Origin of the sequence: Nannocystis pusilla (assembly GCF_020073745.1) — a bacterium.
In the GTDB taxonomy this organism is placed as follows: Bacteria; Myxococcota_A; Polyangia; order Nannocystales; family Nannocystaceae; genus Nannocystis; species Nannocystis radixulma.
Genome location: NZ_JAIRAU010000030.1, coordinates 1 through 24,291 on the forward strand (window position 1 = coordinate 1; position 24,291 = coordinate 24,291).

The following is a 24,291-nucleotide window of genomic DNA, read 5'->3' on the forward strand; positions in this document are numbered from 1 at the left end:
CCCGACCTCGTTCGACGACGGCGTGCCCGGCCTGCCGCCAGGCGATTCGCCCGCGCAGCCGCGCGGGGAGGCCGCGCACGACGAGGACACCACGTCGAAGCTGGTTCATGAGCCAGCGCGTGTGCCGCCGGGCAGCCGCCTGCGCGGGCGGCCGCCGACGCCGGTTGCCCTGGCCGGCGCGAACAGGAGGCCGGGGAGTCACGCGGGGAGTGTGCGACGCCCGCTCGTGGGGACCAAAAATTCGACGAGGGTCGCGGGGGCTCGAGCGGCCACAACGGGCAGGGCTGGGTGCTACGCTCGCGCCGGATGTCCGTCGTCGCCGCGACCTGGCTGATGCTGGCGCCGGCGGGTTGGCAGCCCCGGCCGCCAGACCCGCCGACAGCGTGGGCCGAGGCGGGCAGCCGGCCGTGGGGGCAGTGCCGAGAGCTCGAGCGCACCGCCGAGATCGCGGTCGCGAAACAATCGGTGAGCTCCGAGGGGCCGAATTTGTGGGCCGAGCGGGCGCGCCTGTGTCCAGGAGCGCCCGCGGTCCTGGTGGCCGCGGCGATGGTCGAGCTGACGCAGATCCCGAACCTTTCGCCGCTGGCCGAGCTGCCCGGCGAGATCCCGGCGTTGGCGGAGTCGCTGCGACAGAGCCGCAAGCGGGCCGCACAGTGGCTGGAGTCGGCGCGGGCCGAGGCCAGCCGCCGGGGTCAGGCCCTGCCGCCGATGACCTGGGTGATGACCGCGATCGCAGCGATCGGCCTGGGCGAACCGGCCAAGGCGCGAGCAGCCCTGGCCCAGGCGGAGGCGCGCGGGGAGGTCGAGGGATACCGCGTCGATCGCCTGGCGGCCGTGGCGGCGCTCCTTTCCGGGGACCTGGCCCTGGCGCTCGACCTGGCACACCGCGCCCGGGAGCGTGGCGCCTCGCGCGAACAGATGCGGACGACGCTGATCCTGGCGCTGGTCTACGACCGCAGTGGCGCCGCCGACGCGGCCCAACGCGAGCTGGCGCTGCTGCGGCCGCTGGCGGCGAGCATGGAGCGGATGGCGGTGGACGCGTTGCTTCCATTGCACGAGCGCCTGTACCTCGCGGCGATCGAGCAGATCGCGCTCAAAAATCCCGCCAACGCGGCGCTGCTGTTCAAGGGCTACCTGGCCTGCCCGGAGCCCGAGGAGGCGGAGCGCCGGCTGGTCGAGCGCCGGCTCGCCGAGCTGCGGCCGACCTGAGCAGGCGAGCGGGATGGCGCGGTCGTTCGGCGGTCGCGTGGTCGCTCATGCCACGCCTCGAAGGGGGCGTGGGTGCCCCGCCGAGTTGGGTGAGCTGGCTGGAACTTGCCATCCGTGCCGCGCGCATCAGGTGCCGCGCGCATCGACGTCGAGGTCGGGGCGGCGTGGGTGTTCCCGCGGAGTTGGGTTGGCTGGAACTTGCCATCCGTGCCGCGCGCATCAGGTGCCGCGCGCATCGACGTCGAGGTCGGGGCGGCGCGGGTGTTCTCGCCGAGTTGGGCGAGCTGGCTGGAACCTGCCATCCCGAGTCGGCGGGGTCAGGTGCCGCTCGCCCGAAGGCCGAGGCTCGTACGGACAGCCGCGACGTCGCGCGCGTCCTCGACAGGACGGCGGGCCCGCTACAACAAGACCCTCGGGCCATGGCACGAAGACCATGTTCCGAGGGCCATGTGGCGAAGCGCCGCGGTTCAGCGCAGCTTGAGGCCCTGGGGGCCGCAGGTCCACGAGAACTGGTCGCCGAGGAGCTGCGGTGCGTGGAGGTTGCACAGCGACTCGGTGTCGGTGCCCGGGACGGCGAACGCGGGGATGGCGGCGGGATCCTGGTCGCGGCCGGGTACGCCGGACAGCATGAACTGCGGGGTGCTGAAGAGCATGCCGGCGAACCGCCGGGCGCCGGCCTCGAGCTGGCCGGAGTCGGTCTGGTTCATCGGCGTGTCGAGCGGGAGGCCGAACACGCCCTCGATGGCGGCGATCTCGGCCGGGCCGTCGATGGTCGGCTCGGTGATCAGGCGGTCCTTGATCGCCGCGGCGATGTCGCCCACGGTGGCGCCCTGGGTCATGCTGGCCTCGACCAGCATGAGCTCGATCCACTCGTACTGCGAGCACGCCTGGCCGAGCGGGCCGGTGCACTGGCCCTGCAGCGACTGCTTGTTGCCGGTGGCGAGCCGGTTCTCCCACGACAGCAGACCGTTGAAGTCGACGCCGTTGAAGCCGTTGATGGCGTCCTTGAGGAAGATGCCCTGGTCACGCAGGAAGTCGACGGCGGGGTAGTTGAACTCGTTGTCGCTGACCTGCTGGATCGGCAGCTCCCACCACATCGCCCGCATGGCCGACTCGATCAGCACCCAGGCGCTGTAGCGCTGGACGCGGTCGCCCACGCCGTTGCCACGCATGTTGGGGTCGGCGGCGGTGATCGAGAACGGGTCGAACACCGGCTTCATGTGGTACGGGCTGGACGCGTCACAGAGGTCGGGCGCCTCCTGGTTGAAGTAGGGGTGAGTGACGATCTCGACCAGGAGGGTCCGGAGCGAGTAGCTGTCGGAGATGAAGGCGTCGGCGAGCTCGCCGAGGATCTCGCGCTGCTTCTCGTTGCGCGGGAAGCTGTGCGCCAGCGTCAGCGGGTAGCCGAGCATTTCCTTCCACACGCCGTTGGCGATGTTGACGGCGGTGAGATAGGCGAGCGCCTGGTCGGGGGCGACGCTGAGGTCGCCGTCGACCATGAGGCCCTCGCTGGCGAGGGTGGCGAAGCCGGTCTTGAACAGCGGGTCGATGTCGAACAGCTGGCCCCCGTTCGGCAGGGCGCCGCCGAGGTACGCCGGGATGCCGAGGATGTCGCCGCTGGTGCCGGGGTTGAAGCGGCCGCAGCTGCCGCTCCAGCCCCACGGTTTGACGCTACCCTGGTCGTCGACGAAGCCGGTCCAGCGGAAGGCGGCGTACAGCTCCTCCTCCGGACGGCCCTTGGGATCGCCGTAGATGGCGCCCTCGAAGTCGCCGGGGAGCGCCCAGAAGTGGTTGTACTTGGGGTCCGGGTTGTAGGTGACCGACTCGGTGCTCGTGTGACACTCGAGACAGCCGCTGCGTCGACCGAGGTAGCTCGACTCGAAGATCTCGCCGTAGTTGGCGCGCGCGTTGACCTCGAACTCCTCCTGCGAGATGTTGGCGCCGGACAGCGGCCGGGCCATGCGCGCGAACATGTCGGCGCGGTACATCGGGCTCAGGTCGTCGAGGCGCAGGGCGCTCGTCATGACGTCGCCCATGGTGAACGAGCTACCGAAGCTCGAGCCCTCGGCGTCGTTGTCGCGGATGTACGCCGCGAGGTCGCCGTCGTCGGCGGCCGGGGTCATGCTCGAGTAGCAGTTGAAGTTCGATTTGGTCTCGAGGCGGTTGATCTTCAGCTGTTCCCAGAAGAAGGTGCGCCAGCGGCGGAGGTAGAGGTCGCCGGACGCGAGGCCGCGGGCGACGATCGCTCGCCCGTCCTGGCCCTTGGCGTCGAGCTGCTCGATCGCGCTGACCAGCAGCTGGACCTCGCGCATGCCCTCGGGCTTGCGGCCCTGCAGCAGCGGGATGACGCGCTTGACGAACGCCTCGTCGCCGGCGTCGCAGGACTCCTCGCCCTCGCCGGCCGGCGGCGGCTCATCGCCCGGATCGCCGGGGTCGCCGCTGGTGGCGCTGTCGCCGGTGGTCGGGGCGTCGGTGGTCGTCGGCGGGCCGCCGGTCTCGGTCGGATCGTCCTCGGTGGCGCTGCTGGGGCCTTCGGTGGCGGAGTCGCTGGTGGCCTGGTCGTTTTGACATGCCGCAAGGGACATGCACGCAAGGACAGCTGTGGCGAGAGGGGCGTGGAAATGGTGAATGCGGGTCATGGTCGCGCCTCCTCTCGCTCAGAGCTTGAGCCCCATGTAGACGTCGCGCAGCCGCTGGGCCGCCGCGAACTGGTCCTTGGCGCCGACGACGTCGCCGACGGCGAAGGTCTGCGAGCTGAAGGGGTAGATGCCGAGGGCCATCATCACGAGCATGCGGTTCTCGGTCGGGGTGATGTAGGTCTGGGCGAACCCCTCGTCCTCGGTGATGGCGCCGTAGATCCCGCGCTCGGCGGCGGTGACCGGGCCGCCGATCAGGACGGTGGCCATGCCCTGCGGCCAGTGGTTGAGGCCCGTCTGGCCCTGGCGGTGCGGCGTGCGGCCGAACTCGGTGTTGATGACGACCATCGTCTCGTCGAGGTTGAGCTTGCCGGGGTCGTTCTCGTCGGGCGTATTGATGATGTCGGCCAGCGCTTGCATCGTGTGAGTGACGTTGCGCGAGGCGTCCTCGACGTGGCTGTCGTGGGTGTCGTGGCCGCCCGAGGGGTTCGGCCGCAAGCCGCCGTCGATCCAGTGGACGTAACGGGCGCGGTCCTCGGCGCGGGTGAGCAGGCTGGCGGCCATGCGCGCCTGCATGCGCGGCTTGTCGGTGCCGGCGTTGTCGTTGCACTGGCTGCCGCCCACGCCCTCGAACAGGTCGGACGAGAGGACGTCGGCGAGCTCGCCGGCGCCGCGGCGGGAGAAGTGGGCGAACTCGAAGTTGCTGCGCTCGGCCGAGCGGGTGAGCTGGCCCTTGCCACCCGGCCGGAAGCGCTGCTGATAGGAGGCGAGGTAGTGGTCGACGGCGGCGTCGTAGGCGTCACGGCCGGCGCCGACGGTCGGTCGTCCGAGCAGCTGCGACAGCGACGAGTTGGGGTCGACGGTGACGCTGAGCGGACGCGCCGAGCCGGGGTGGAGGCCGATCGCGGAGGCGGCGAGGACGTTGTCGGTCGGGAACTCGACGCCGGGGTAGAGGACGTAGGCGTACGGGGTGGGCCGCAGGCCGCCGGGCTGCTCGACGAAGTGGCGCTGGATCGAGGCGCCGACACCGGCGAGGCGCGGCGATCCGAGGCGGCTGCCGGTCAGCGCGTACGGGTTGGCGCCCTCGTGCGGCAGGAGGTCGTGGCGCTGCACGAGGACCCGCATGCGCGCGACGATGTCGGGGCGAGCGCGCAGCGGCGCGACCCACGGGCCGAGGTGGACCATGAGGCCGTTGGCGTCCTCGGCGAACTCCTCGGTGAGGGTGTTGCCGAGGCCGCACTCGCCGAAGCGCGCCTGCGTCTGGTTGTAGTAGGCGTGGAGGAAGCGCTCCTGGTTCATGCCCCAGGTCGGCACCGTGTAGAAGGTGTCGAAGGCGTTCATCCCGCCGTACAGGTACAGCTCGAGCACGCTCTTGGCCTGGCGCTCGACGGGGATCATGGCCTCGAGCTTGTCGCCCGGCCATTCGCCCCAGTACGCCTCCGCGCGCCGCGAGTGGCGAAGGATGCCGAAGGAGGCGCCGGCCGCCGTGGCGGCGCCGATGGACTTCATGAAGGTTCTGCGCTGCATGGTCCGTCTCGTGAATGTCCTTTAAATCAGATCGGGATCGGCCCAGACCTCGTAGCGGAGGACGACCCGCAGGTCGCCGTCCGGGAGGCCGAGATCGAAGATTTGCTCGCGGGCGATGGTGAGGGTGGCGGGGCCGGGGGCGAGCTTGGTCAGCTCGGCGCTCGGGATGGTGAAGCTGCCGTCGTCGACCGCGTGGGCGGTGAGCATCTGGCCGAAGGTGTCGATGACGCGGATGACGACCCGATTGGGCTCGCCGCCGTCGGCCTCCCACGCGATCTCGAGGTCGTCGGCGCGGTCGTGCGGGACCAGCGAGGTGCCGACGTCGGGGGCGGTGACGGTCAGCGCCGGCGGGGCGGCGACGGCCGCGGTGCGGATGACGTCGTCCTTGCCCTCGCCGCCGAACGCGACCAGGTCGTAGGGCTCGCCGGCGACCCACTTCGAAGGGTCGGGGGCGCAGGTCGGGTCGAAGAATTCGGCGTCTTCGCTGAGGTAGACCGGGAAGGTGTCCTGGACCAGCACGAGGCAGGCGAGCGACTCGCCGCCGCCGCCGCGCAGCTTGAGCGCGTTGCCGCCGGTGACCCAGGTGTCGGCCTTGCCCCACTCGTAGGGGGACGGGATGGCGTTGTTGACGACGGTGTTGGCCTCGCTCGGCGGCGTCGGGAAGTGCATGCCCCACGCCTGTACGGCGAAGAAGTCGTCGGTCGTGAAGGGCTCGGTGCGCCAGGCGCCGGCCATGCCCAGTTCGGCCGGCAGGCCGGTGGCGGTCTCGGGATAGAAGGTGAAGTTGAGCAGGCCGTGGGCCTCGCCGACGTCGGTGCCGGTGTCGCTGGTCGCGTCGCCGGTTCCGCCGCCGCCGGTGCTCGGAACATCGGTCGCCCCCGAGCTCGGGTTGTCGTCGGTGGCGGCGCCGGTGGACTCGACCGACGTGTCAGCCACCGTCTCGCCATCGGACTGACCGCAAGCGCTCAGAGACATGGCGCAGAGAACCTGTACGAAAGGACAGATGCTGCGAAGCAGAGATGGTGCCGCGAATTGGCGGCGAACAGCGCGTCGATCAGTCCTTCCCATCAAACTCATCTTTTCCTAGGGGAGAGAATAAGTCGCTGCGAACAGGCGGCGGGAACTCCACTGTCGGGTGATTTTTGTCACCGTCCTCTCGCTGCGCTGCCTCCTGTGAATCGCGAGTTCGCAGACTGCGAAATCATCCCCGCGGGGTCGAGAACACCATGCGCCTCGGCCGCACGTCGCGATGTGAATCGGTCCGCACACGCGTGTCGATCCAGGGGAACCAGCGCCGCGGACAGCGGCGGCAAAGTTCTCGATGGACGGACACCTGGCTGCTCTGCGATATGCTTCGCGCGAGCGACGTATGACCCTCGGAGCCAAGCCCACAGCAGCCGGGGAGATCCCCGCGACGACCCGCCGGGTGACCGCGCCCGTGCTTCATCAGTACAAGCGCCAGGGCCAGCGCATCGTGATGATCACGGCGTACGACGCGACTTTCGCTCGCCTCGCCGACGAGTCCGGTGCAGATGTGGTGCTCGTCGGCGACAGCCTCGGGATGGTGATCCAGGGGCATCCACACACGCTCGAGGTCACGCTCGATCACATGTGTTATCACGCCCGCTGCGTCCGTCGTGCGGTCCAGCGAGCTCACCTGGTCGTCGACCTGCCGTTCATGAGCTACCAGATCAGCGCCGAACAGGCGCTGCAGTCTGCAGGCCGGCTCGTCCAGGAAGGTGGCGCCGAGGCGGTCAAGCTCGAGGGCGGCGGCCGGGCCGAGGCGGTGCGCAAGATCGTGCAGGCGGGGATCCCCGTGATGGGGCACCTCGGCCTCACGCCCCAGAGCGTCCACGAGTTCGGTGGCTTCCGCGTGCAAGGTCGCGAGGACGCCGCGGCCGAGCGCCTGCGACAGGACGCGCTGCAGCTGCAGGAGGCCGGCGCCTATTCGGTGGTGCTCGAGGGCATCCCGGCGGCGCTGGCGCGCCAGATCTCACAGTCGCTGGCGATCCCCACGATCGGCATCGGTGCAGGGGTCGGCTGCGACGGCCAGGTGCTGGTGATGCAGGACCTGCTCGGGCTCGACGACCGCTTCAAGCCGCGCTTCGTCAAGCGCTTCGCCGAGCTCGCCGGAGTGGTCCGCGACGCGTTCGCCGAGTACGGCCGCGAGGTCCGCGAGGGCAAGTTCCCCGGAGCGGAGCACAGCTTCTCCGGCGGCGGTCCGGCGAACCCGGCCGGGTCGGAGTCGGCGGCGGAGTGAGTATGCTGGTCCTTCGGACATGTTCCGAGATGCAGGCGTGGCGAGCGTCGCTCGGCCACGCGACCCGCGTGGCGTTCGTGCCGACCATGGGCTACCTGCACGACGGTCACCTGTCGCTGCTGCGCGAGGCCCGGCGCCGCGGCGATCGCCTGGTGCTGTCGATCTTCGTCAACCCGACCCAGTTCGGGCCGAACGAGGACCTCGCCCGCTACCCGCGCGACGAGGCGGGCGACCTGGCCAAGGCGGTCGAGTGCGGCGTCGACGTGGCGTTCTGCCCGACCGACCCGCGCGAGATGTACCCGCGCGGCACGAGCACGTGGGTCGAGGTCGAGGGGCTCGACCGCCACCTGTGCGGGGCGTCGCGCCCGGGCCACTTCCGCGGGGTGTGTACGGTGGTCGCCAAGCTGTGGGGGCTGGTCCGCCCCGACGTGGCGCTGTTCGGCGAGAAGGACTACCAGCAGCTGGCGATCCTCCGCCGCATGCACGCCGACCTGTTCCTCGGCGGCGAGATCGTCGGCATGCCGATCGTGCGCGAGCCCGACGGCCTGGCCATGTCGAGCCGTAACACCAACCTGTCCGCCGAGGCGCGCGCGCAGGCGCTGGCCATCTCGCGCTGGCTGACCGCAGTCCGGCAGCGCTTCGCCGCCGGCGAGCGCGACGCGGCGGCGCTGCTCGCCGACCCGGCCGCCGCGCTGGCTCCGGGGCGGGTCGACTACGCGTCGCTGGTCGACGCCGACGACCTGCAGCCGGTCCGCGAGGTGGTCCGCCCGGCGCTGTGCGCGGTGGCGGCGTTCTTCGGCGGGGTCCGGCTGATCGACAACACGGTCCTGCGGCCGTAAGTTCAGGGCGACGCTCGCGGACTGTCTCAAGGGACATGTCTGTAAGAGCAGTCGGCTTCGGGGGCCGGTCGGCCCGCCCCCGGCCCGACCTGCGGACCGCCGGGTGGGCCGGCTCAGTGCATGTCGTCGGAGCGCCGGCCCCGCACCAGGACGACGCCGGCGGCGCCGAGGCGCTGTTCGTCGCGTGGATCGCCGTACTTCTGCCAGCGCTCGTAGAGGCCGAGGAGGTCGCCTTCGGGGCAGCTGTCGGTGGCCTCGGAGATCGCCTCGGCCGCGGCCTCGAAGGTCGCCGCGAGCACGTGGAACACCCGCGGCTCGTCGATCTGGCGGTACGCGCTGGTGCCGATCGAGCGCACGTAGCGCAGGTCGACCGGGCCGCGGTCGACGCTGTGCGGGACGACGCCGGCGATGAACAGCGCCCGGTCGCCGACGGCCCGTAGCGCCTGAGCCCGGCGGGCGCCCTGCTGCTCGCGGGCGGCGAGGTACTGCAGCGCGAGCGGCCCGGACGTGCGGCCGGCGACGCTGGTCCGGCGCACGTGATCGGCCAACATGTGGACGACGTACGCCCCGACCTCGGCGGGCAACGAGCTGCCGGTCTTTCCCTGGGCCACCCGCTCGTAGAAGAAGGACTCGAGGGTTCCTGCAAAACGAAGTTCTGGCTCGGGCATGGGTAGGTTTCCTATTTTCCCACGCTACCAGAGACGAACGCGCAGGCAAGCTAATTATGTGAGTTAACCGCACGAGTTCCGAGCCGAGAACGCCCCGCGCGGAGGGGTTGACCAGGTACCGACTCGCTTTACACTCCGCGCCGCGTTAGCACTCCTACATGGGTGACTGCTAACCGAGCCCCCGCAATTTTCCACGGCGATTCCGCGAAGTTACGCGGGGTCGCGCGGGAACGCTCGCAACCGCGACAAAGCATCTTCCCCCCAACGGGGCCTGCATTCGGAAATCCAGGAGAGACCGCAGATGACAACGACGAAGGTTCGTCCCTTGAACGATCGCGTGCTGGTGAAGCGCATGTCCGAGGAGGAGAAGACCGCCGGTGGTCTGTTCATCCCCGACTCGGCCAAGGAGAAGCCCGCCAAGGGCGTGGTGATCTCGGCCGGCCCGGGCAAGGTCGACGACAACGGCAAGCGCACCCCGCTCGAGGTCAAGGCGGGCGACAAGGTCCTGTTCGGCAAGTACTCCGGCACCGAGATCAAGCTCGACGGCGAGGAGCACATGATCCTCCGCGAGGACGAGATCCTCGCCATCCTCGAGGCCTGAGCGGGCCCGCGGCAACAACTTTTCCCACCCAACCGAGAGACACACATCATGGCTGCCAAAGAAGTTCGTTTCGAAGAGTCCGCTCGTCACGCGATCCTGCGCGGGGTCAACATCCTCGCCGACGCCGTCAAGGTCACCCTCGGGCCGCGCGGCCGTAACGTGGTGATCGAGAAGTCGTGGGGCTCCCCGACGGTCACCAAGGACGGCGTGACCGTGGCCAAGGAGATCGAGCTCGAGGACAAGTTCGAGAACATGGGCGCGCAGATGGTCAAGGAGGTCGCCTCGAAGACCTCCGACATCGCCGGCGACGGCACGACCACCGCGACCGTGCTCGCCCAGGCGATCTACCGCGAGGGCCTGAAGATGGTCGCCGCGGGCCACGACCCGATGGAGCTCAAGCGCGGCATCGACATCGCCGTCGAGGGCCTGATCGGCTTCATCAAGGGCAACCTGTCGAAGGCCACCAGCAGCGACGAGGAGGTCGCGCAGGTCGGCACGATCTCCGCCAACGGCGACGAGGAGATCGGCAAGCTCATCGCCAAGGCGATGAGCAAGGTCGGCAAGGAGGGCGTGATCACCGTCGAGGAGAACAAGTCCTCGACGACCGACCTCGACGTGGTCGAGGGCATGCAGTTCGACCGCGGCTACCTCAGCCCGTACTTCATCACCGACCAGGAGCGCATGGTCGTCTCGCTCAGCGAGCCGTACATCCTCTGCTACGAGAAGAAGGTCTCGACGATGAAGGACCTGCTGCCGATCCTCGAGCAGGTCGCCAAGCAGGGCCGCAGCCTCCTCATCATCGCCGAGGACGTCGACGGTGAGGCGCTGGCCACCCTCGTGGTCAACAAGATCCGCGGCGCGCTGCACGTCGCCGCCGTCAAGGCGCCGGGCTTCGGCGACCGCCGCAAGGAGATGCTCAAGGACATCGCCGTCCTCACCGGCGGCAAGGCGCTCACCGAGGACCTCGGCGAGAAGCTCGAGAACCTGAGCCTCAAGGACCTCGGCACCGCCAAGCAGGTCACGATCGACAAGGACAACACCACGATCGTCGACGGCGGCGGCAAGAAGGCCGACATCCAGGCCCGCGTCAAGCAGATCCGCGCCCAGATCGACGAGACCTCGTCGGACTACGACCGCGAGAAGCTGCAGGAGCGCCTGGCCAAGCTGGTCGGCGGCGTCGCCGTGATCAAGGTCGGCGCGGCCTCCGAGGTCGAGATGAAGGAGAAGAAGGCTCGCGTCGAGGACGCGCTCCACGCGACCCGCGCGGCCGTCGAGGAGGGCATCGTCCCCGGTGGCGGCGTCGCCCTCATCCGCGCCCAGAAGGAGCTCGAGAACGTCAAGGCCCCGACGCACGAGCAGGGCGTCGGCGTCAACATCATCAAGCGCGCGATCGAGGAGCCCCTGCGCCAGATCGTGGCGAACGCCGGCGCCGAGCCGTCGGTCGTCATCAACGCCGTCCGCAACGGCGAGGGGGCGTTCGGCTACAACGCCCGCACCGGTCAGTACGTCGACCTCGTCAAGGACGGCGTCATCGACCCGACGAAGGTCGTCCGCACCGCGCTGCAGCACGCCGCGTCGGTGGCCGGCATGATGCTGACCACCGAGGCGATGGTCGCCGAGAAGCCCAAGAAGGAGGCCCCCGCGGCCGGCGCCGGCGCCCACCCGGGCGGCGGCATGGGCGGGATGGACATGTGAGCCCGTCCGCGCCAGGCCCCAGCCCGGCGCGTCGACGAGCCCCGATCTCCACGAGGTCGGGGCTCGTCCCTTTTTAATCGCGGTTTTGCTAGCGTCGCGGCGTGGAGCTCAAGGACAGGGTCGCGCTCGTCACCGGCGCGTCGTCGGGCATCGGCCTGGCGACCGCCAAGTTGCTGCACAGAGAGGGCATGCGCGTGGTGCTGGTCGCGCGCACCGCGGCCAAGCTCGAGGAGGCCGCAGCCGCCCTCGGCGAGGGCGCGGTGGCGATCGCCTGCGACGTCGGCGAGCTGTCCAAGCTGACATGGCTCGTCGACCAGGTCGTGGCCCGCTTCGGCGGCATCGACGTGCTGGTCAACAACGCCGGCCTGCACCACCGGGGCGACATGCTGCGCCACCCGCCGCAGGCGCTGGCCGACATGTTCACGGTCAACTTGACCGCGCCGGTGGTCCTGACGCGGATCGCCGCCGACCACATGCGCGCCGGCGGTTGCGTCGTCAACGTCGCCAGCCTGGCCGGCAAGCTCGGCGTGCCCGGCTCCGCCGTCTACTCGGGGACCAAGGCCGGCCTGCGCTTCTGGGCCCTCGCGGCCGCCGAGGACCTCGCGCGGCGCCAGATCCGGATCGCCAACGTCAACCCCGGTCCGGTCGACAGCGGCTTCTTCGACGCCGACATCCACGGCGTCAGCAACCTGACCTTCTCGCAGCCGATGAGCAGCCCCGAGCAGTGCGCCGAGGCGGTGCTCGCGTGCGTCCGGGATACCCGCAGCCCGATGGAGATCGACCTGCCCTTTGCGTCAGGCAAGCTGGCCACCATCGGCTACCTGTCGCCGCGCCTGCGCGCGTGGCTGCGGCCCGCGCTCGAGCGCCGCGGCGCCAAGAACAAGGCGGCCTTCATGCGCCGACGCGGGCTCGGCTAGCACGGCCGGTGCGCGGCGCTCGCTCACGAGCGCCAGCGCAGGCCGATCACGCCGTAGGCGGCCGCGGCGTAGAACAGGGTCGAGATCCACGGGATCCCGACCGGCGACGTCGCCGGCAGGCCGAGGCCGAGGGCGTACGTGCCGCAGGCGATGCAGGTGATCGTCAGCGCGGCGCGTACGCCCTGGTTCATGCGGCGCTCGGCCGCCTTGTCGATGGCGGTCAGCGACGCCGGCGAGAGGCCGACGGCGAGCCGGCCCTCCTGGATGTCCTCGAGCAGCGCGGGCAGCCGCTGCGGCAGGCTGTGAGCCGCGCGCGACAGCAGGTGGAAGTCGGCCAGCAGGGTCTGCTTGATCCGCTCGCCGCTGTAGCGGTCCTGGATCATCTGCGAGATGAACGGGCGCGCCAGCTCGAGCGGGTCGACGTCGGGGGCGATCGAGCGGGCGAGGCCCTCGGTGGTGAGGATCGCCTTGAACATCATCGTGAAGTCGGTCGGCATGCGCACGCGGTGGCGCGTGGCGCCGGCGACGAGCTCGCCGAACAGCTCGCCGATCTGCAGCTCGGACAGCGGCACGCCGCCGAGGTAGCGCTCGGCGATCTCGACCACGTCAGCCTCGAACGCGGCGTAGTCGACCTTGCCGCTGGTCGGGATCGCCAGGGCGTAGAACGAGCGCGCCAGCGCCTCCATGTCCTCCGACATGACGGCCCACAGGATGTCGATCAGCTTGTCCTTCATCGACGGCGACAGCCGGCCGACCATGCCGCAGTCGATGATCGCCAGCCGGCCGCCCTCCTGCACGAGCACGTTGCCGGGGTGCAGGTCGCCGTGGAAAAAGCCGTCGATGAACAGCATCTTGTAGGCGGTCTTGAAGTACACCTCGACCAGCGGCCGGGTGTCCTCGCCGGACTGCAGCACCTCGCTGAACTTGCGGCCCTCGACGAACTCCATGCACAGCACCTCGGAGGTGCTGAGGGCGTCGAACACGAGCGGGACGCGGACCTTGTCGTCGTCGGCGAAGTTGCGGTGGAAGCGGGCGATGTTGCGCGCCTCGACGCAGAAGTCGAGCTCCTGCGCGAGCGACTTGGCGAACCCGCGGATGACGCCGACGAGGTCCATCGCCGCGGCCTCGGGGAAGGCCTCCTCGACGTAGGCGGCGGTCGCCAGCAGGATGTTGAGGTCGCTCTCGATCTTCGGGCGCAGGCCGGGGCGCTGGACCTTGAGGGCCACGCGCTCGCCGGTCTTCAGCGTGGCGCGGTGGACCTGGGCGATGCTCGCGGAGGCCAGCGGGGTCTCGTCGATGTCGGCGAACTGCTCGCGCCACTTGGGGCCGAGGTTGCTCCGCAGCTGGTTGGCGATCTGTTCGAAGGGCAGCGGCGAGACCTGGTCTTGCAGACAGGTCAGTTCGGAGATGACGGCGTCCGACAGCAGGTCGGGGCGGGTCGAGAGGATCTGGCCGAGCTTGACGAAGGTCGGCCCCAGCTGCGTGAACGCGGCGACCAGGCGCTTGCCGGTGTCGGCGCTGCCGACCGCGGCGCGGGTCAGCTCGCCGCCCTCGAGCTCGACCTGCAGCTCGCGCCGCAGCTTGAGCTGCGCGACCCACCAGCCGAACCCGTGACGGACGAAGACGGTGGCGATCTCGCGGAAGCGGGCGACGTCCTTCGCGCCCGTGACGAGGGCGCGCGAGGAGCTGACGATCGTGCGCAGGACGGACACGCGCGCGCAGTATACGGGCTGGCGTCGGACGGCGGCGCCGGATCTGCTAGACTTGGAGCGTGCGAGGTCGGCTGCGGACATGGCTCCTGGTCGGGGCGGCCCTGCCCGGGTGCGACGCGCCCGAGGCCCGCACGCGGGCGGCCGCGGATGTGGCGGAGATGGCCGGCTCACGCACCGCCGAGGCGGCGCGGGCGGCCCGCGCCTGGGCCGAGAACCTGAGCCTCGGTGAGCTCTCCGAGTCGGCCAGGGGCTGGTTGCGCAAGGGGGCCGAGACGTCGTCGTCGGGCATCGAGGCGGTGCTGCAGAAGGGCGAGCAGGTGGTCCCGGTGGCGGTCGAGATCGGGCGGGCGCTGGGCGGCGCGGTCGACACCAGCACGCAGTTCGAGCCGATCTACCAGGAGGTGCCCGGCGGCTCGTCGGAGCTGGCGGAGCGGCGCGCGGAGGCCGACGCGGCGATTCAGGGCATGCCGCGCGTCGAGCTCATCGACGGCCTGTCGGTCGGCTTCAAGCAGTTGTCGAGCTTCGACGTCGACCACCACGCGTCGGAGTCGGCGTACCTGGTGATGTGGCGCCAGCACGACCGGCTCATCGGCTTCGTGCTCCGCTCGCGCCGCGACGTGGCGCTCGCCGAGCTCGTGCGCGAGGCGCCGCGGCTGGTCGCGCTCGTGCGCTCGGTCCTGTGAACAGGCGGTTGCTGCGCCCCGGCCGCCCTGGTATGCCGGCCGGGCGTGGCGAGCCTCCAGCAGACGCTCTTGCGGCAGATCAGCCGCGCGAATCGGCGCTTCGGGCTGATCGAGCCGGGCGACCGGATCATGGTCGCGATCTCGGGCGGCAAGGACTCGTGGGCGATGCTCCACCTGCTGCGCGAGTACCAGCGGGTGGTGCCGTTCGCGTTCTCGTGCGTGGCGGTCAACCTCGACCAGGGTCACCCGGGCTTCCCGGTCGAGGTGCTGCGCGCGTACCTCGAGCGCGAGGGCCACGAGCACCGCATCGTCCACGTCGACACCTACTCGGTGGTCAAGCGCGAGATCCCGGCCGGCAAGGCCTACTGCTCGCTGTGCTCGCGGCTGCGGCGGGGGATCCTCTACGACGTCGCGGTCGAGCTCGGTTGCAGCAAGATCGCGCTCGGCCACCACCGCGACGACCTGATCGAGACGTTGCTGCTCAACCAGCTCTACGCCGGGCAGCTCAAGGCGATGGCGCCGCGGCTGCGCTCCGACGACGGGCGCAACACGCTCATCCGACCGCTGATCCTGTGCGAGGAGCGCGACCTGGCGGCGTTCGCGGTCGAGCAGCAGTTCCCGGTGGTGCCGTGCGACCTGTGCGGCTCGCAGGACAACCTGCGGCGCGTCGAGGTGCGACGGCTGCTGGCGCACCTCGAGCAGACCAACCCCGACGTGCGCCGCAGCCTGCTGGCCGCGGCCGGCAACGTCAAGCCGTCGCACCTGCTCGACGCCCGTCTGCAGGGCGGCGAGGACGAGGTCGAGGCCGCCGGCGGTCTGGTGGCCCCGCAGATGCTCGTAAGGGCATGAAGGAGAGGACATGCTGCAACGGACATGGCTCTTGGGACTTATGGTCGCCGTCGCCGGCTGCAACAAGTCGTCGGGCATCTGCATGAACGCGAACTGCCAGGCCTCGGTGGCGGTGGCGGTGGTCGACGACGGCCAGCCGGGCGGGCGGCTGCGGCCGGGGTCCTACACGTTCAGCGTCACCACCGACTACGCGGGGAAGTCGTGGACGTGCGCGGTCCCGGACGAGGACTGCGAGCTCGACTTCTTCACCGACTTCGCCGACGGCGAGGACGACGGCACGCTGTCGGTCCGCGCGCGCCTCGGCGAGACCGGGCTCGAGCTCGACGTGCTCGAGACGCGGGGCAACATCTGGAGCGGGCCGGCGGAGTTCGTGGTGGCGGTCGAGCGCGACGGCGTGGCGGTGGTCGAGGAGACCTTCGAGCCGCGCTACGAGGAGCCCGCCGTGACCGACGCGTGCGCGGTGTGCCTGAAGCGTAAGGGCGACGACCTCGTGGTCCACGTGCCCGAGTAGGGCGTCCAGCCGGCGGGACGCCGGGTGTCCGGCCGGCGGGACGGCGGGGGCAGGGCCGACGCGCGCGTGCACGAAAGGACAGGGGAATTTCGCGCCCGCGGGCTGCGGCGCGACGTGCATCTCGACCCGGGTGTGCGCCTCGCCTGTCGACCCGGTCCTCGAACTCCTCGAACAGAAGCCCGAGCTGGTGGTGCGGGCGCTCCAGCAGGTGCTCGGCTGGGAGCTCGAGCAGCCGGCGCGGGCCGTCCTCGTCGACGCGGGCGACACGCAGCTGCACGCGCGTGGGCACGAGTGGTGCGCCGACCTGGCGGTCGAGCTCCGCCGCGTCGGCGGGCCGTCGACGTGGCTGGCGATCGTCGCCCCGCCCGCGCGCGACGAACTGGCGCGCGCGTACCTGTGGCCGTGCTACGCGGCGCTGCTCGGGCTGCGCCGCGGCGGGCCGGCCGGGCTGCTGGCGGTCGCGGCGAGCGAGGCCGACGTGGCGTGGGCGCGCCAGACGGTCGCGTGCGGCTTCGGGGCGCTGACGTTCACGCCGCTGGTGGTCACGCGCGCCGAGCTGCTGGCGCTGGGTTAGGCCTTGCGTCTGTCCTTGAGGACAGGGAACTTCTCGCGCGCGTCGCGGACGACCTCGGGGCGGACGTCGGCGATGAGCATGGTCTCGCCGCCGGCGCCGGCCGCGAGCACCTCGCCCCAGGGGTCGACGATCCGGCTGTCGCCGCTGTAGTCGAGGCCGTTGCCGTGGCCGACGCGGTTGACGCCGACGACGTAGGCCTGATTCTCGATCGCCCGGGCCTGCAGCAGGGTGGTCCAGTGGACGCGCCGGCGCTCGGGCCAGTTGGCGACCACGATGTACGCGTCGGTCTGCTCGGCGCGGCCCCAGAACTCGTCGGCGAAGCGCAGGTCGTAGCAGACGAACAGGCTGCAGCGCAGGCCTTCGACGTCGACGGTGATGTGGTCGCTGCCGGCGCCGTAGTGCTCGTGCTCGCGGGCGAACGAGAACGGGTGGATCTTGCGGTAGCGGACGACCTGGCCGTGCGGGCTGGCGAGCACGAGGGTGTTGTAGGGGCGCGCCTCGCCGAGCGGCACCTCGGGCACGCTGCCGCAGATCCACACGTCGTGCTGGCGCGCCTGGTGCTCGAGGAAGCGGGTCGAGGGGCCGCCGGGGTCCTCGCGGATGCGCTCGGTCGCCATCGAGAAGCCGCAGGCGAACATCTCCGGCAGCACCACCAGCTTGGCCCCGGCGGCGGCGGCGGCGGCCACCCACGGGCGCAGGCGAGTGAAGTTGGCCTCCGGGTCCTCCCACGCGATGTCGCTCTGGATCGCGGCGATCTTCATGCTCGGGTCCTCCTGCGTGCTGTCCTTCGAGTCATGTGGTGTGGACTATGTCGCGGCGCTCGCCAGCGGCGCGCGGCGCGGCAGCTTCTGCAGCCGGCGCAGGGCCTCGTCGAGCAAGTCGTCGGTCTTGCAGAAGGCCCAGCGCACGAGGTGACGGCCGTGCGCCGGGCGCTCGTAGAACGACGACGGCGGGATCGCGGCGACGCCGACCTGCTCCGGCAACATGCGGCAGAACTCGACGTCGTCGGCGTAACCGAGCGGGCGGATGTCGGTCATCACGAAGTACGTACCGGCGGGGGCGAGCACGCCGAAGCCGAGCTCGCGCAGGCCGCTGCACAGGCGATCGCGGCGCGCGCGGTACTCGGCGATGAGGCCGGTGAAGAAGGCGTCATCCGCGACGAAGGCCGTGGCGAGAGCGTGCTGAAACGGCGTGGCCGTGCAGAAGGTCACGAATTGGTGCGCGCAGCGGATCGCAGCGGTGAGCGCCGGAGGCGCGCACGTATGACCGACCTTCCAGCCGGTGAAGCTGAAGGTCTTGCCCGACGAGGAGATCAGCACGGTGCGCTCACGCATCCCTGGCAGCGTCGCCAGCGGCACGTGCGAGCCCTCATACACGAGGTGCTCGTAGACTTCGTCGGTGATCGCGATGAGATCGAAGCGCTGGCACAAGCTCGCGATGTGCTCGAGCTCGATGCGCGAGAAGACCTTCCCCGTGGGGTTGTGCGGGGTATTCAGGAGGATTGCCCGGGTCTTGGGGGTAATGGCGGCTTCGAGCTCCTCGGGCCGGTAGGCGAAGTCGGGCGCGTGCAAGGTCACGACCTTGGGGACCGCGCCGGCCATGGTCACGCTGGCGCGATACGAGTCGTAGAAGGGCTCGAACAGCACGACCTCGTCGCCGGTGTCGCACAGCGCTTGCAGCGTCGCGCAGATGGCCTCGGTCGCGCCGGAGTACACGGTCACCTCACTGTCGGGATCGTAAGTGAGTTCGTAGAAGCGCTGCTGGTGCGCCGCGATCGCGCGGTTCAGCTCGGGCAAACCGCTCATGCGGCAGTACTGGTTGGCGCCGGCGCGGATCGCCGCGATCGCGGCCTCCTTGATGAAGTCGGGTCCATCGAAGTTGGGGAAGCCCTGGCCGAGGTTGACCGCGCCAAATTGAATCGCAAGGCGCGTCATCTCGGTGAAGATCGTGGTGCCGAATCCTTGAAGGCGGGCTGTGAGGTGCGGCTGACGGGCGCTGCTCATGGGCCGCAGGAGTGTGGCATAGTTGGAGGGATGCAGGACGTCCACAGCGCGCAGACCGACCTCACCGCCCACGCCAACGCCGCGGGTCCCGACCCGGCCGCCCGTCTGTCGGCGATGGCCGGGGCGCTGGTCGGCTCGGAGATCCTCAAGATCGCGGCGGAGATCCGGGCGCTGATGGGCCAGGGCGTGCCGGTCTGCAACCTCACGGTCGGCGACTTCAGCCCCAAGCAGTTCCCGATCCCCGAGGTGCTGCAGCGGGCCATCCTGCGGGCGCTCGAGCGCAGCGAGACCAACTACCCGGCGGCCAACGGCCAGCTCGAGCTGCGCCAGGCGATCCAGCGGTTTTACGAGCGTGAGCTGGGGCTGCGTTACCCGCTCGACAGCTTCCTGGTCGCCGGCGGCGCGCGCCCGGTGATCTACGGCCTCTACCGCACGGTGGTCGACCCGGGCGACACCGTGATCTATCCGGTGCCGAGCTGGAACAACAATCACTACGTGCACATGTGCGGCGCGCGCGGCGTCCCGGTCGTATGTGGCCCCGAGACCAGGTTCTTGCCGACCGGCGAGGCGCTGCTGTCCGAGCTGCCGTCGGCGCGCCTGGTGTGCCTCAACTCGCCGCTCAACCCGACCGGCACGGCGATCACCGCCGACGCGCTGCGCGGCATCTGCGACGCCATCCTGGCCGAGAACCGCGCCCGCGAGCAACGCGGCCAGCGCCCGGTCTACTTGATGTACGACCACATCTACTGGATGTTGCGCTTCGGCGACACGAAGCACGTCACGCCGCCCGGCCTGCGGCCGGAGATGGCCCGCTACACCGTGTTCGTCGACGGCATCAGCAAGGCGTTCGCGGCCACCGGCCTGCGCGTCGGCTGGGCCGTCGGTCCGGTCGACATCATCAAGCAGATGTCGGCGGTGCTCGGCCACGTCGGCGCCTGGGCCCCCCGCCCCGAGCAGATGGCCACCGTCGAGCTGCTCGGCGACCAACAAGCCATCCAAACCTACGCCACCGGCTTCCTTCACGGCCTCGACCGCCGGCTCGAGCTGCTCCACACCGGCTTCCAGAGCCTCAAGAAAGACGGCCTGCAGGTCGACAGCATCCCGCCGATGGGCGCGATCTACCTGACCGTGCGCATCAACCCGTTCGGCCGCCGCACCCCCGCCGGCGCGGTGCTGCAGACGAACGAAGATGTCCGCAAGTACATGCTCACCGACGCCGGCATCGGCATCGTCCCGTTCCAGGCCTTCGGCGTGCCGGGCGACGAGGGCTGGTTCCGCCTCAGCGTCGGCGCGGTGTCCGAGGACGAGATCAAGGCGGCCCTGCCGCGTCTCGCCCGCGCGATGCAGGCGCTGACCTGAGCGGGCCGGACGCGCTCCGGCCGGCCTGTGTCGGGCTGGCCGAAGGGACAGGTCGAGCCTGGGCGCGCGGCTGGGCAAGGGATGGGCCTCGTGGAACGAGGCTGGCCGAAGGGGCAAGCCGAGCTCGTGTAACGAGGCTGGCCGAAGGGACAGGCCGATCCCATGTGACGAGACTGTCCGAAGGGGCAGGCTGAGCCTGTGTAGAACGAGGCTGACCGAAAGGACAGGCTAAGTCCAGGTGACGAGGTTGGCCCGGAGGCCCAGGGCGAGCTGCTGCGGGCGCGCGGTAAGATGGTCGAAAGGTCAGGTCATGATCGTGGCGCAATGGACATGCCCGTACGGACATGTCCTGATGCGCTCAAGCGCAGCGGATGCCGTGGCGCGCGAGCACCTCGACGAACGCGGCGACGTGGGAGCGGCGCTCGCGGAAGGTCGAGGGCGGCGGCGAGGGGTTGGTCGTGGGATAGACCACGGGACCGCCGGCGAGCGCCTCGCCGATGGCGGGGCGGATGTCCGAGGTCGCGGCGCCGCGGAGGTCGACGCGCGCGAGCAGGGCGCGCATCGCAGGGCCGTGGTAGGCCGAGAGCACCAGCGCGTCGGTGATGTCCTTGAGCAGCGACATGTTGCCGCCCTGCCACATGCCGCCGCGGTAGTAACATGTCCAGGAGAACAGGCTCTGGCCGGCGTCGGTGTCGGCGAGGCCGCGCAGGCCGGGCAGGGCCCGCAGGCGCGCGAGGGCCAGCGAATGGTTGTAGGTGCGCCACTTCGGGGTGGTGAAGGCGTCGGCCATGGCGCCGACCCAGAAGATGGCGCGCCGCTCGAAGCGCGCGGCCAGCTGGCGCAACTCGGCGACCCATCGCACGTGATCGAGGCCGATCCGGCAGGCGTTGACGGCGATCTCGCTGTCGAGCAGCGAGGCATCGCGGTCGACGAGCTCGACGACGTCCATCTCGAGCCGGTTGTCGCGCACGAACTGCTGCACGAGCGGGAAGTTCGGCCGCGCGCTGACGGCGATCACGGGGTTTTGCCACGGCAGCAGCAGGAGGTTGAGGCTGTCGCGGCCGCCGCACAGGACGAGGTTGGTGAAGCCGGGCCGGCGCGCCTCGACGCGGGCGACGTCGCTGCGCACGGCCGCGGCGAAGGCGGCGACGTACTCGGACGGGTCGTTCAGCTCGAGCGTCGAGAGCTCGGGGCAGCCGACGCGACGCACGCGGCGGTCGATCGTCGCGTTGGTGGCGAGGTAGCGGACGGCGCCTCCCACCTGCCGGGCGACGTCGGCGTCGAGCTCGAGCGCGCCCCGCCGGACGATGAGCGGCAGCGGCGAGGTCGCGTAGAGGTCGCCGCTGCGGTACACGGGGTAGAACATCGGCGCGCCGCGGAACCGCTCGGCCTGCCAGATCATCGGCCCCGGCGTCAGCCACAGATCCTCTTCGTCGATCTCGGGCTGCCGTCGCAGCTCCCATGCGTCTCGCGTCGTGAGGTCGGGGAGGATCATCGCGGAAACTCCTGGTGCGGCCGCATTCGTCGGGCTGATGCTTCGCAGGTCGTGAGGTGAGGGCGGATCATCGCGCCAGGTCGTCTGCGCGTGCGATCGTCGCGCGCATGTGGCGAGCTCGGGCAGCGCGTCGCGCCCGGCTGGCGCGATACCAGAGCCGGGCCTGGACTGCGTGGCAGGGCCGCGTGCGGATGCGTGCGGCAAGTCATGGGCGGCGGAGCAGGTTGACACCCTCGCGCGGGCGAGCGTACGTTCGCGGCCGTTCGCTCGGCATGTCGACCTCGCCGACCGTCGGCTTTGTGCGCCACGAATTCCTGCCGCCGTCGGAGACGTTCATCTACACGTCGATGCGGTCGCTGCAGCGCTACGCGGTGCGCGTGTTCGCGGTCGAGCGACTGTCGCGCGAGAAGTTCCCCGGCGGCGAGGTCACGGCGCTGCGCGACCAGCCGCTCGGAGCGGTCGAGGCGCTGCTGTACCGCGCGACGACGCTGTCGCCGCGGCTGTCGCGGTGGGCCCGCGGTCTGTCGCTGATCCACGCGCACCTGGGGCAGACGGGGGCGCACGCGCTGCTCACGGCGAGCCGCTGCGGGCTGCCGCTGGTGACCAGCTTCTACGGCAAGGACGTGACGGTGCGGCGCTCGCGGCTGCGGCTGTTGCCGGCCTACTGGCACTACGCGGCGCTGGCGTCGGCGCTGTTCCGCCGCGGCGACCGCTTCCTCGCGCTGTCGCGCCACATGCGGGGCGAGCTGGTCGCGCAGGGCTGTCCCGAGAGCAAGATCCGCGTGGTGCCGCTCGGCGTCGACCTGTCGCGCTTCCAGCCGGCGCCGCGGCCGTCGCGGGCCCGCACGCGGGTGCTGATGGTCGGCCGCGAGGTCGAGAAGAAGGGCTTCGACGACGGGCTGCGGGCGTGCGCGCGGGCGCGCGACGAGGGGGCTGACCTCGAGGTCATGCTCCTCGGGACAGGTTCGGCGGGGGCCGGACCGCTGCGCGCGCTTGCCGAGTCGCTGCGGCTCGAGGTGACTTGGGCGGCGCCGAGCACACCTGTCCCTGCGGCCATGCAGGAGGCGGACGTGCTGCTGGTGCCGAGCCGGACGGCGCGCGACGGCGACCAGGAGGGCACGCCGACGGTGATCTGCGAGGGCTCGGCGGCGGGGCTGCCGATCGTGGCGACGCGCCACGCGGGGATCCCCGAGCAGGTCGAGGACGGGGCGACGGGGCTCCTGGCGGACGAGCGCGACGTCGCCGGGCTGGCCGGGCACCTGATGCGGCTGTCCCGAAGTGCAGGCGAGCGGCGCGCCCTCGGCGAGGCCGGGCGGCGCAAGATGCAGGCCGAATACAGCGTGGAGGCCCATCGCGAGCGCCTCCAGGCGGTCTACGACGAGGTCCTGGGGAGGTCGCGATGAAGGTCGTCATCCTGTGCGGGGGCAAGGGCACCCGCTTCAAAGAGCAGACGGAGCTGCGTCCCAAGCCGATGATCGAGGTCGCGGGGCGACCGATCCTCTGGCACATCATGAGCTACTACGCGTCGTTCGGGTTCGACGACTTCGTGCTGTGCCTCGGCTACCGCGCCGAGGTGATCAAGCGCTACTTCCTCGACTTCGCGGCGCTGTCGGGCGACTTCACGGTCGACCTCGGGCAGGGCGGCAAGCTGACGCTGCACAACCCGCCGGAGGCGCGCTGGCGCGTGACCTGCGTCGACACCGGCGAGGAGGCGATGACGGGGGCGCGGCTGCGCCGGGTCGGGCGCCACCTCGGCGACGACGACTTCATGCTGACCTACGGCGACGGCCTGTGCGACGTCGACCTGCGCGCGCTGCTGGCGTTCCACCGCGGCCACGGCAAGATCGGGACCGTCACCGGCGTGCGCCCGCAGAGCCGCTTCGGCGAGCTGCTGACCGACGGCGAGCGCGTCGACCGCTTCAGCGAGAAGCCGGCGGTCACCGAGGGGTGGATCAACGGCGGCTTCTTCGTGTTCCGCCGGGCGATGCTCGACTACGTGAAGGACGACGACGGCTGCACGCTCGAGCGCGAGCCGCTCGAGAAGCTGGCGGCCGACGACGAGCTGCGGATCCACCGTCACGAGGGCTTCTGGCAGTGCATGGACACCTTCCGCGACCTGCAGCTGCTCGAGCGCGCGTGGGCCGGCGGAGCGGCGCCGTGGAGGAATTGGTAACATGTCCTTCTGGACAGACAAGAACGTGCTCGTCACCGGGGCGACCGGGCTGCTCGGCAGCCACATGGTCGAGGAGCTGCTGGCCCGCGGGGCGGCGCCGGTGTGCCTGGTGCGCGACGGGGTGCCGCGCAGCCTGTTCCACGGCCGCGGCCTCGACCGCCGCTGCGTCAGCGTGCAAGGTCAGCTCGAGGACTACCCGCTGCTCGAGCGGGTGATCAACGAGCACGAGATCGAGGCGGTGTTCCACCTCGGCGCGCAGACGATCGTCGGCACGGCCGGGCGCAACCCGCTGTCGACGTGGGAGGCCAACGTGCGCGGCTCGTACAACCTGCTCGAGGCGTGCCGCCGCAACGAGCGCAAGGTCCGGCGGGTCGTCGTCGCCAGCTCCGACAAGGCCTACGGCGACCAGCCGGTGCTGCCGTACACCGAGGCGTCGCCGCTCGAGGGCCGCTTCCCCTACGACTGCTCGAAGAGCTGCACCGACCTGATCTCCCGCTGCTACTTCGAGAGCTACCAGCTTCCGGTGTGCGTGACCCGCTGCGGCAACCTGTTCGGGCCCGGCGACCTCAACTGGAACCGC

The 24,291-nt window shown here is 70.7% G+C and carries 22 protein-coding genes; 14 read left to right on the forward strand and 8 right to left on the reverse strand.

What is annotated here, in order from left to right; genetic code table 11:
* The first annotated feature begins 546 nt into the window (after positions 1–546).
* On the forward strand, positions 547–1,209 hold the full coding sequence (locus K7C98_RS24050; RefSeq protein ID WP_224194090.1) for a hypothetical protein: 663 nt from the start codon (positions 547–549) through the stop codon (positions 1,207–1,209).
* Between the two features lie 467 nt (positions 1,210–1,676).
* On the opposite strand, the gene K7C98_RS24055 is transcribed toward K7C98_RS24050, so the two are convergent.
* The 3 genes from K7C98_RS24055 to K7C98_RS24065 form a co-directional block, all read right to left on the reverse strand.
* Positions 1,677–3,794 (reverse strand): hypothetical protein, encoded by a 2,118-nt coding sequence (locus K7C98_RS24055; RefSeq protein ID WP_224194091.1) that lies wholly within the window; start codon positions 3,792–3,794, stop codon positions 1,677–1,679.
* 72 nt (positions 3,795–3,866) lie between these two features.
* Positions 3,867–5,372 carry a DUF1501 domain-containing protein gene (locus tag K7C98_RS24060; RefSeq protein WP_224194092.1) on the reverse strand — a complete coding sequence of 502 codons (1,506 nt, stop codon included), beginning with the start codon at positions 5,370–5,372 and terminating at the stop codon, positions 3,867–3,869.
* A 21-nt stretch (positions 5,373–5,393) separates the two neighbouring features.
* Positions 5,394–6,308: a hypothetical protein gene (locus K7C98_RS24065; protein ID WP_224194093.1), complete on the reverse strand. Its 915-nt coding sequence runs from the start codon at positions 6,306–6,308 to the stop codon at positions 5,394–5,396.
* 433 nt (positions 6,309–6,741) lie between these two features.
* Here K7C98_RS24065 and panB point away from each other — a divergent pair, with 433 nt between their 5' ends.
* Both panB and panC read left to right on the forward strand, forming a co-directional pair.
* Positions 6,742–7,632 (forward strand): 3-methyl-2-oxobutanoate hydroxymethyltransferase, encoded by an 891-nt coding sequence (gene panB / locus K7C98_RS24070; RefSeq protein ID WP_224194094.1) that lies wholly within the window; start codon positions 6,742–6,744, stop codon positions 7,630–7,632.
* On the forward strand, positions 7,629–8,471 hold the full coding sequence (gene panC / locus K7C98_RS24075; RefSeq protein ID WP_224194095.1) for a pantoate--beta-alanine ligase: 843 nt from the start codon (positions 7,629–7,631) through the stop codon (positions 8,469–8,471). The genes panB and panC overlap by 4 nt, the downstream gene beginning before the upstream one ends.
* Before the next feature lie 113 nt (positions 8,472–8,584).
* Here panC and K7C98_RS24080 read toward each other — a convergent pair whose 3' ends face one another.
* Positions 8,585–9,139, reverse strand: coding sequence for a hypothetical protein (locus K7C98_RS24080; RefSeq protein WP_224194096.1), 555 nt, complete (start codon positions 9,137–9,139; stop codon positions 8,585–8,587).
* Between the two features lie 301 nt (positions 9,140–9,440).
* On the opposite strand from K7C98_RS24080, the gene groES reads away from it, so the two are divergent.
* The 3 genes from groES to K7C98_RS24095 all read left to right on the forward strand — a co-directional run bounded on the left by groES (position 9,441) and on the right by K7C98_RS24095 (position 12,352).
* Positions 9,441–9,740, forward strand: a complete 300-nt coding sequence (groES, locus tag K7C98_RS24085; RefSeq protein WP_096330647.1) for a co-chaperone GroES — start codon at positions 9,441–9,443, stop codon at positions 9,738–9,740.
* Between the two features lie 48 nt (positions 9,741–9,788).
* Entirely contained in the window at positions 9,789–11,435 is a 1,647-nt protein-coding gene (gene groL, locus K7C98_RS24090; RefSeq protein WP_224194097.1) for a chaperonin GroEL, read from the forward strand.
* 101 nt (positions 11,436–11,536) lie between these two features.
* Complete coding sequence (locus K7C98_RS24095; RefSeq protein ID WP_224194098.1) at positions 11,537–12,352, forward strand: SDR family NAD(P)-dependent oxidoreductase; 816 nt, start codon at positions 11,537–11,539, stop codon at positions 12,350–12,352.
* Positions 12,353–12,375: 23 nt separating this feature from the next.
* Here the strand turns inward: K7C98_RS24095 and K7C98_RS24100 are convergent, their stop codons facing one another.
* Positions 12,376–14,064, reverse strand: a complete 1,689-nt coding sequence (locus tag K7C98_RS24100) for an ABC1 kinase family protein (protein ID WP_224194099.1) — start codon at positions 14,062–14,064, stop codon at positions 12,376–12,378.
* A 59-nt stretch (positions 14,065–14,123) separates the two neighbouring features.
* On the opposite strand from K7C98_RS24100, the gene K7C98_RS24105 reads away from it, so the two are divergent.
* From K7C98_RS24105 to K7C98_RS24120, 4 genes are all read left to right on the forward strand, one after another.
* A complete protein-coding gene (locus K7C98_RS24105) occupies positions 14,124–14,747 on the forward strand; it encodes a hypothetical protein (RefSeq protein ID WP_224194100.1) in 624 nt (207 codons plus the stop codon).
* A gap of 45 nt (positions 14,748–14,792) precedes the next feature.
* Positions 14,793–15,596 carry a tRNA 2-thiocytidine(32) synthetase TtcA gene (gene ttcA, locus K7C98_RS24110; protein WP_224194101.1) on the forward strand — a complete coding sequence of 268 codons (804 nt, stop codon included), beginning with the start codon at positions 14,793–14,795 and terminating at the stop codon, positions 15,594–15,596.
* A 10-nt stretch (positions 15,597–15,606) separates the two neighbouring features.
* Positions 15,607–16,107: a hypothetical protein gene (locus K7C98_RS24115; RefSeq protein ID WP_224194102.1), complete on the forward strand. Its 501-nt coding sequence runs from the start codon at positions 15,607–15,609 to the stop codon at positions 16,105–16,107.
* Positions 16,108–16,237: 130 nt separating this feature from the next.
* Complete coding sequence (locus K7C98_RS24120; RefSeq protein ID WP_224194103.1) at positions 16,238–16,681, forward strand: hypothetical protein; 444 nt, start codon at positions 16,238–16,240, stop codon at positions 16,679–16,681.
* On the opposite strand, the gene K7C98_RS24125 is transcribed toward K7C98_RS24120, so the two are convergent.
* Positions 16,678–17,442: a carbon-nitrogen family hydrolase gene (locus K7C98_RS24125; RefSeq protein WP_224194104.1), complete on the reverse strand. Its 765-nt coding sequence runs from the start codon at positions 17,440–17,442 to the stop codon at positions 16,678–16,680. The two genes, K7C98_RS24120 and K7C98_RS24125, sit on opposite strands and share 4 nt — an antisense overlap.
* Positions 17,443–17,487: 45 nt before the next feature.
* The gene (locus K7C98_RS24130; RefSeq protein WP_224194105.1) at positions 17,488–18,684 is read right to left on the reverse strand and encodes a methionine aminotransferase; all 1,197 of its coding nucleotides are present in this window, start codon (positions 18,682–18,684) and stop codon (positions 17,488–17,490) included.
* A gap of 30 nt (positions 18,685–18,714) precedes the next feature.
* On the opposite strand from K7C98_RS24130, the gene K7C98_RS24135 reads away from it, so the two are divergent.
* Positions 18,715–20,043, forward strand: coding sequence for a pyridoxal phosphate-dependent aminotransferase (locus K7C98_RS24135; RefSeq protein ID WP_224194106.1), 1,329 nt, complete (start codon positions 18,715–18,717; stop codon positions 20,041–20,043).
* A 358-nt stretch (positions 20,044–20,401) separates the two neighbouring features.
* On the opposite strand, the gene K7C98_RS24140 is transcribed toward K7C98_RS24135, so the two are convergent.
* Positions 20,402–21,538: a hypothetical protein gene (locus K7C98_RS24140; protein ID WP_224194107.1), complete on the reverse strand. Its 1,137-nt coding sequence runs from the start codon at positions 21,536–21,538 to the stop codon at positions 20,402–20,404.
* Positions 21,539–21,810: 272 nt separating this feature from the next.
* On the opposite strand from K7C98_RS24140, the gene K7C98_RS24145 reads away from it, so the two are divergent.
* The 3 genes from K7C98_RS24145 to K7C98_RS24155 all read left to right on the forward strand — a co-directional run.
* On the forward strand, positions 21,811–22,941 hold the full coding sequence (locus K7C98_RS24145) for a glycosyltransferase (protein WP_224194108.1): 1,131 nt from the start codon (positions 21,811–21,813) through the stop codon (positions 22,939–22,941).
* Positions 22,938–23,711: a glucose-1-phosphate cytidylyltransferase gene (gene rfbF, locus K7C98_RS24150; RefSeq protein WP_224194109.1), complete on the forward strand. Its 774-nt coding sequence runs from the start codon at positions 22,938–22,940 to the stop codon at positions 23,709–23,711. The genes K7C98_RS24145 and rfbF overlap by 4 nt, the downstream gene beginning before the upstream one ends.
* Before the next feature lies 1 nt (position 23,712).
* Positions 23,713–24,291 (forward strand): GDP-mannose 4,6-dehydratase (locus K7C98_RS24155; protein WP_224194110.1); only part of this gene is annotated, 579 nt, incomplete at its 3' end.

What these genes read in the sequence shown, in the direction of transcription:
- K7C98_RS24050 (WP_224194090.1), top strand. Translation starts at nt 547, where the DNA reads ATGGTCGAGCTGACGCAGATCCCGAACCTTTCGCCGCTGGCCGAGCTG.
- K7C98_RS24055 (WP_224194091.1), bottom strand. Translation starts at nt 3,794, where the DNA reads ATGTCCCTTGCGGCATGTCAAAACGACCAGGCCACCAGCGACTCCGCC.
- K7C98_RS24060 (WP_224194092.1), bottom strand. Translation starts at nt 5,372, where the DNA reads ATGCAGCGCAGAACCTTCATGAAGTCCATCGGCGCCGCCACGGCGGCC.
- panB (WP_224194094.1), top strand. Translation starts at nt 6,742, where the DNA reads ATGACCCTCGGAGCCAAGCCCACAGCAGCCGGGGAGATCCCCGCGACG.
- K7C98_RS24080 (WP_224194096.1), bottom strand. Translation starts at nt 9,139, where the DNA reads ATGCCCGAGCCAGAACTTCGTTTTGCAGGAACCCTCGAGTCCTTCTTC.
- groES (WP_096330647.1), top strand. Translation starts at nt 9,441, where the DNA reads ATGACAACGACGAAGGTTCGTCCCTTGAACGATCGCGTGCTGGTGAAG.
- groL (WP_224194097.1), top strand. Translation starts at nt 9,789, where the DNA reads ATGGCTGCCAAAGAAGTTCGTTTCGAAGAGTCCGCTCGTCACGCGATC.
- K7C98_RS24115 (WP_224194102.1), top strand. Translation starts at nt 15,607, where the DNA reads ATGCTGCAACGGACATGGCTCTTGGGACTTATGGTCGCCGTCGCCGGC.
- K7C98_RS24125 (WP_224194104.1), bottom strand. Translation starts at nt 17,442, where the DNA reads ATGAAGATCGCCGCGATCCAGAGCGACATCGCGTGGGAGGACCCGGAG.
- K7C98_RS24130 (WP_224194105.1), bottom strand. Translation starts at nt 18,684, where the DNA reads ATGAGCAGCGCCCGTCAGCCGCACCTCACAGCCCGCCTTCAAGGATTC.
- K7C98_RS24135 (WP_224194106.1), top strand. Translation starts at nt 18,715, where the DNA reads ATGCAGGACGTCCACAGCGCGCAGACCGACCTCACCGCCCACGCCAAC.
- K7C98_RS24140 (WP_224194107.1), bottom strand. Translation starts at nt 21,538, where the DNA reads ATGATCCTCCCCGACCTCACGACGCGAGACGCATGGGAGCTGCGACGG.
- K7C98_RS24145 (WP_224194108.1), top strand. Translation starts at nt 21,811, where the DNA reads ATGTCGACCTCGCCGACCGTCGGCTTTGTGCGCCACGAATTCCTGCCG.
- rfbF (WP_224194109.1), top strand. Translation starts at nt 22,938, where the DNA reads ATGAAGGTCGTCATCCTGTGCGGGGGCAAGGGCACCCGCTTCAAAGAG.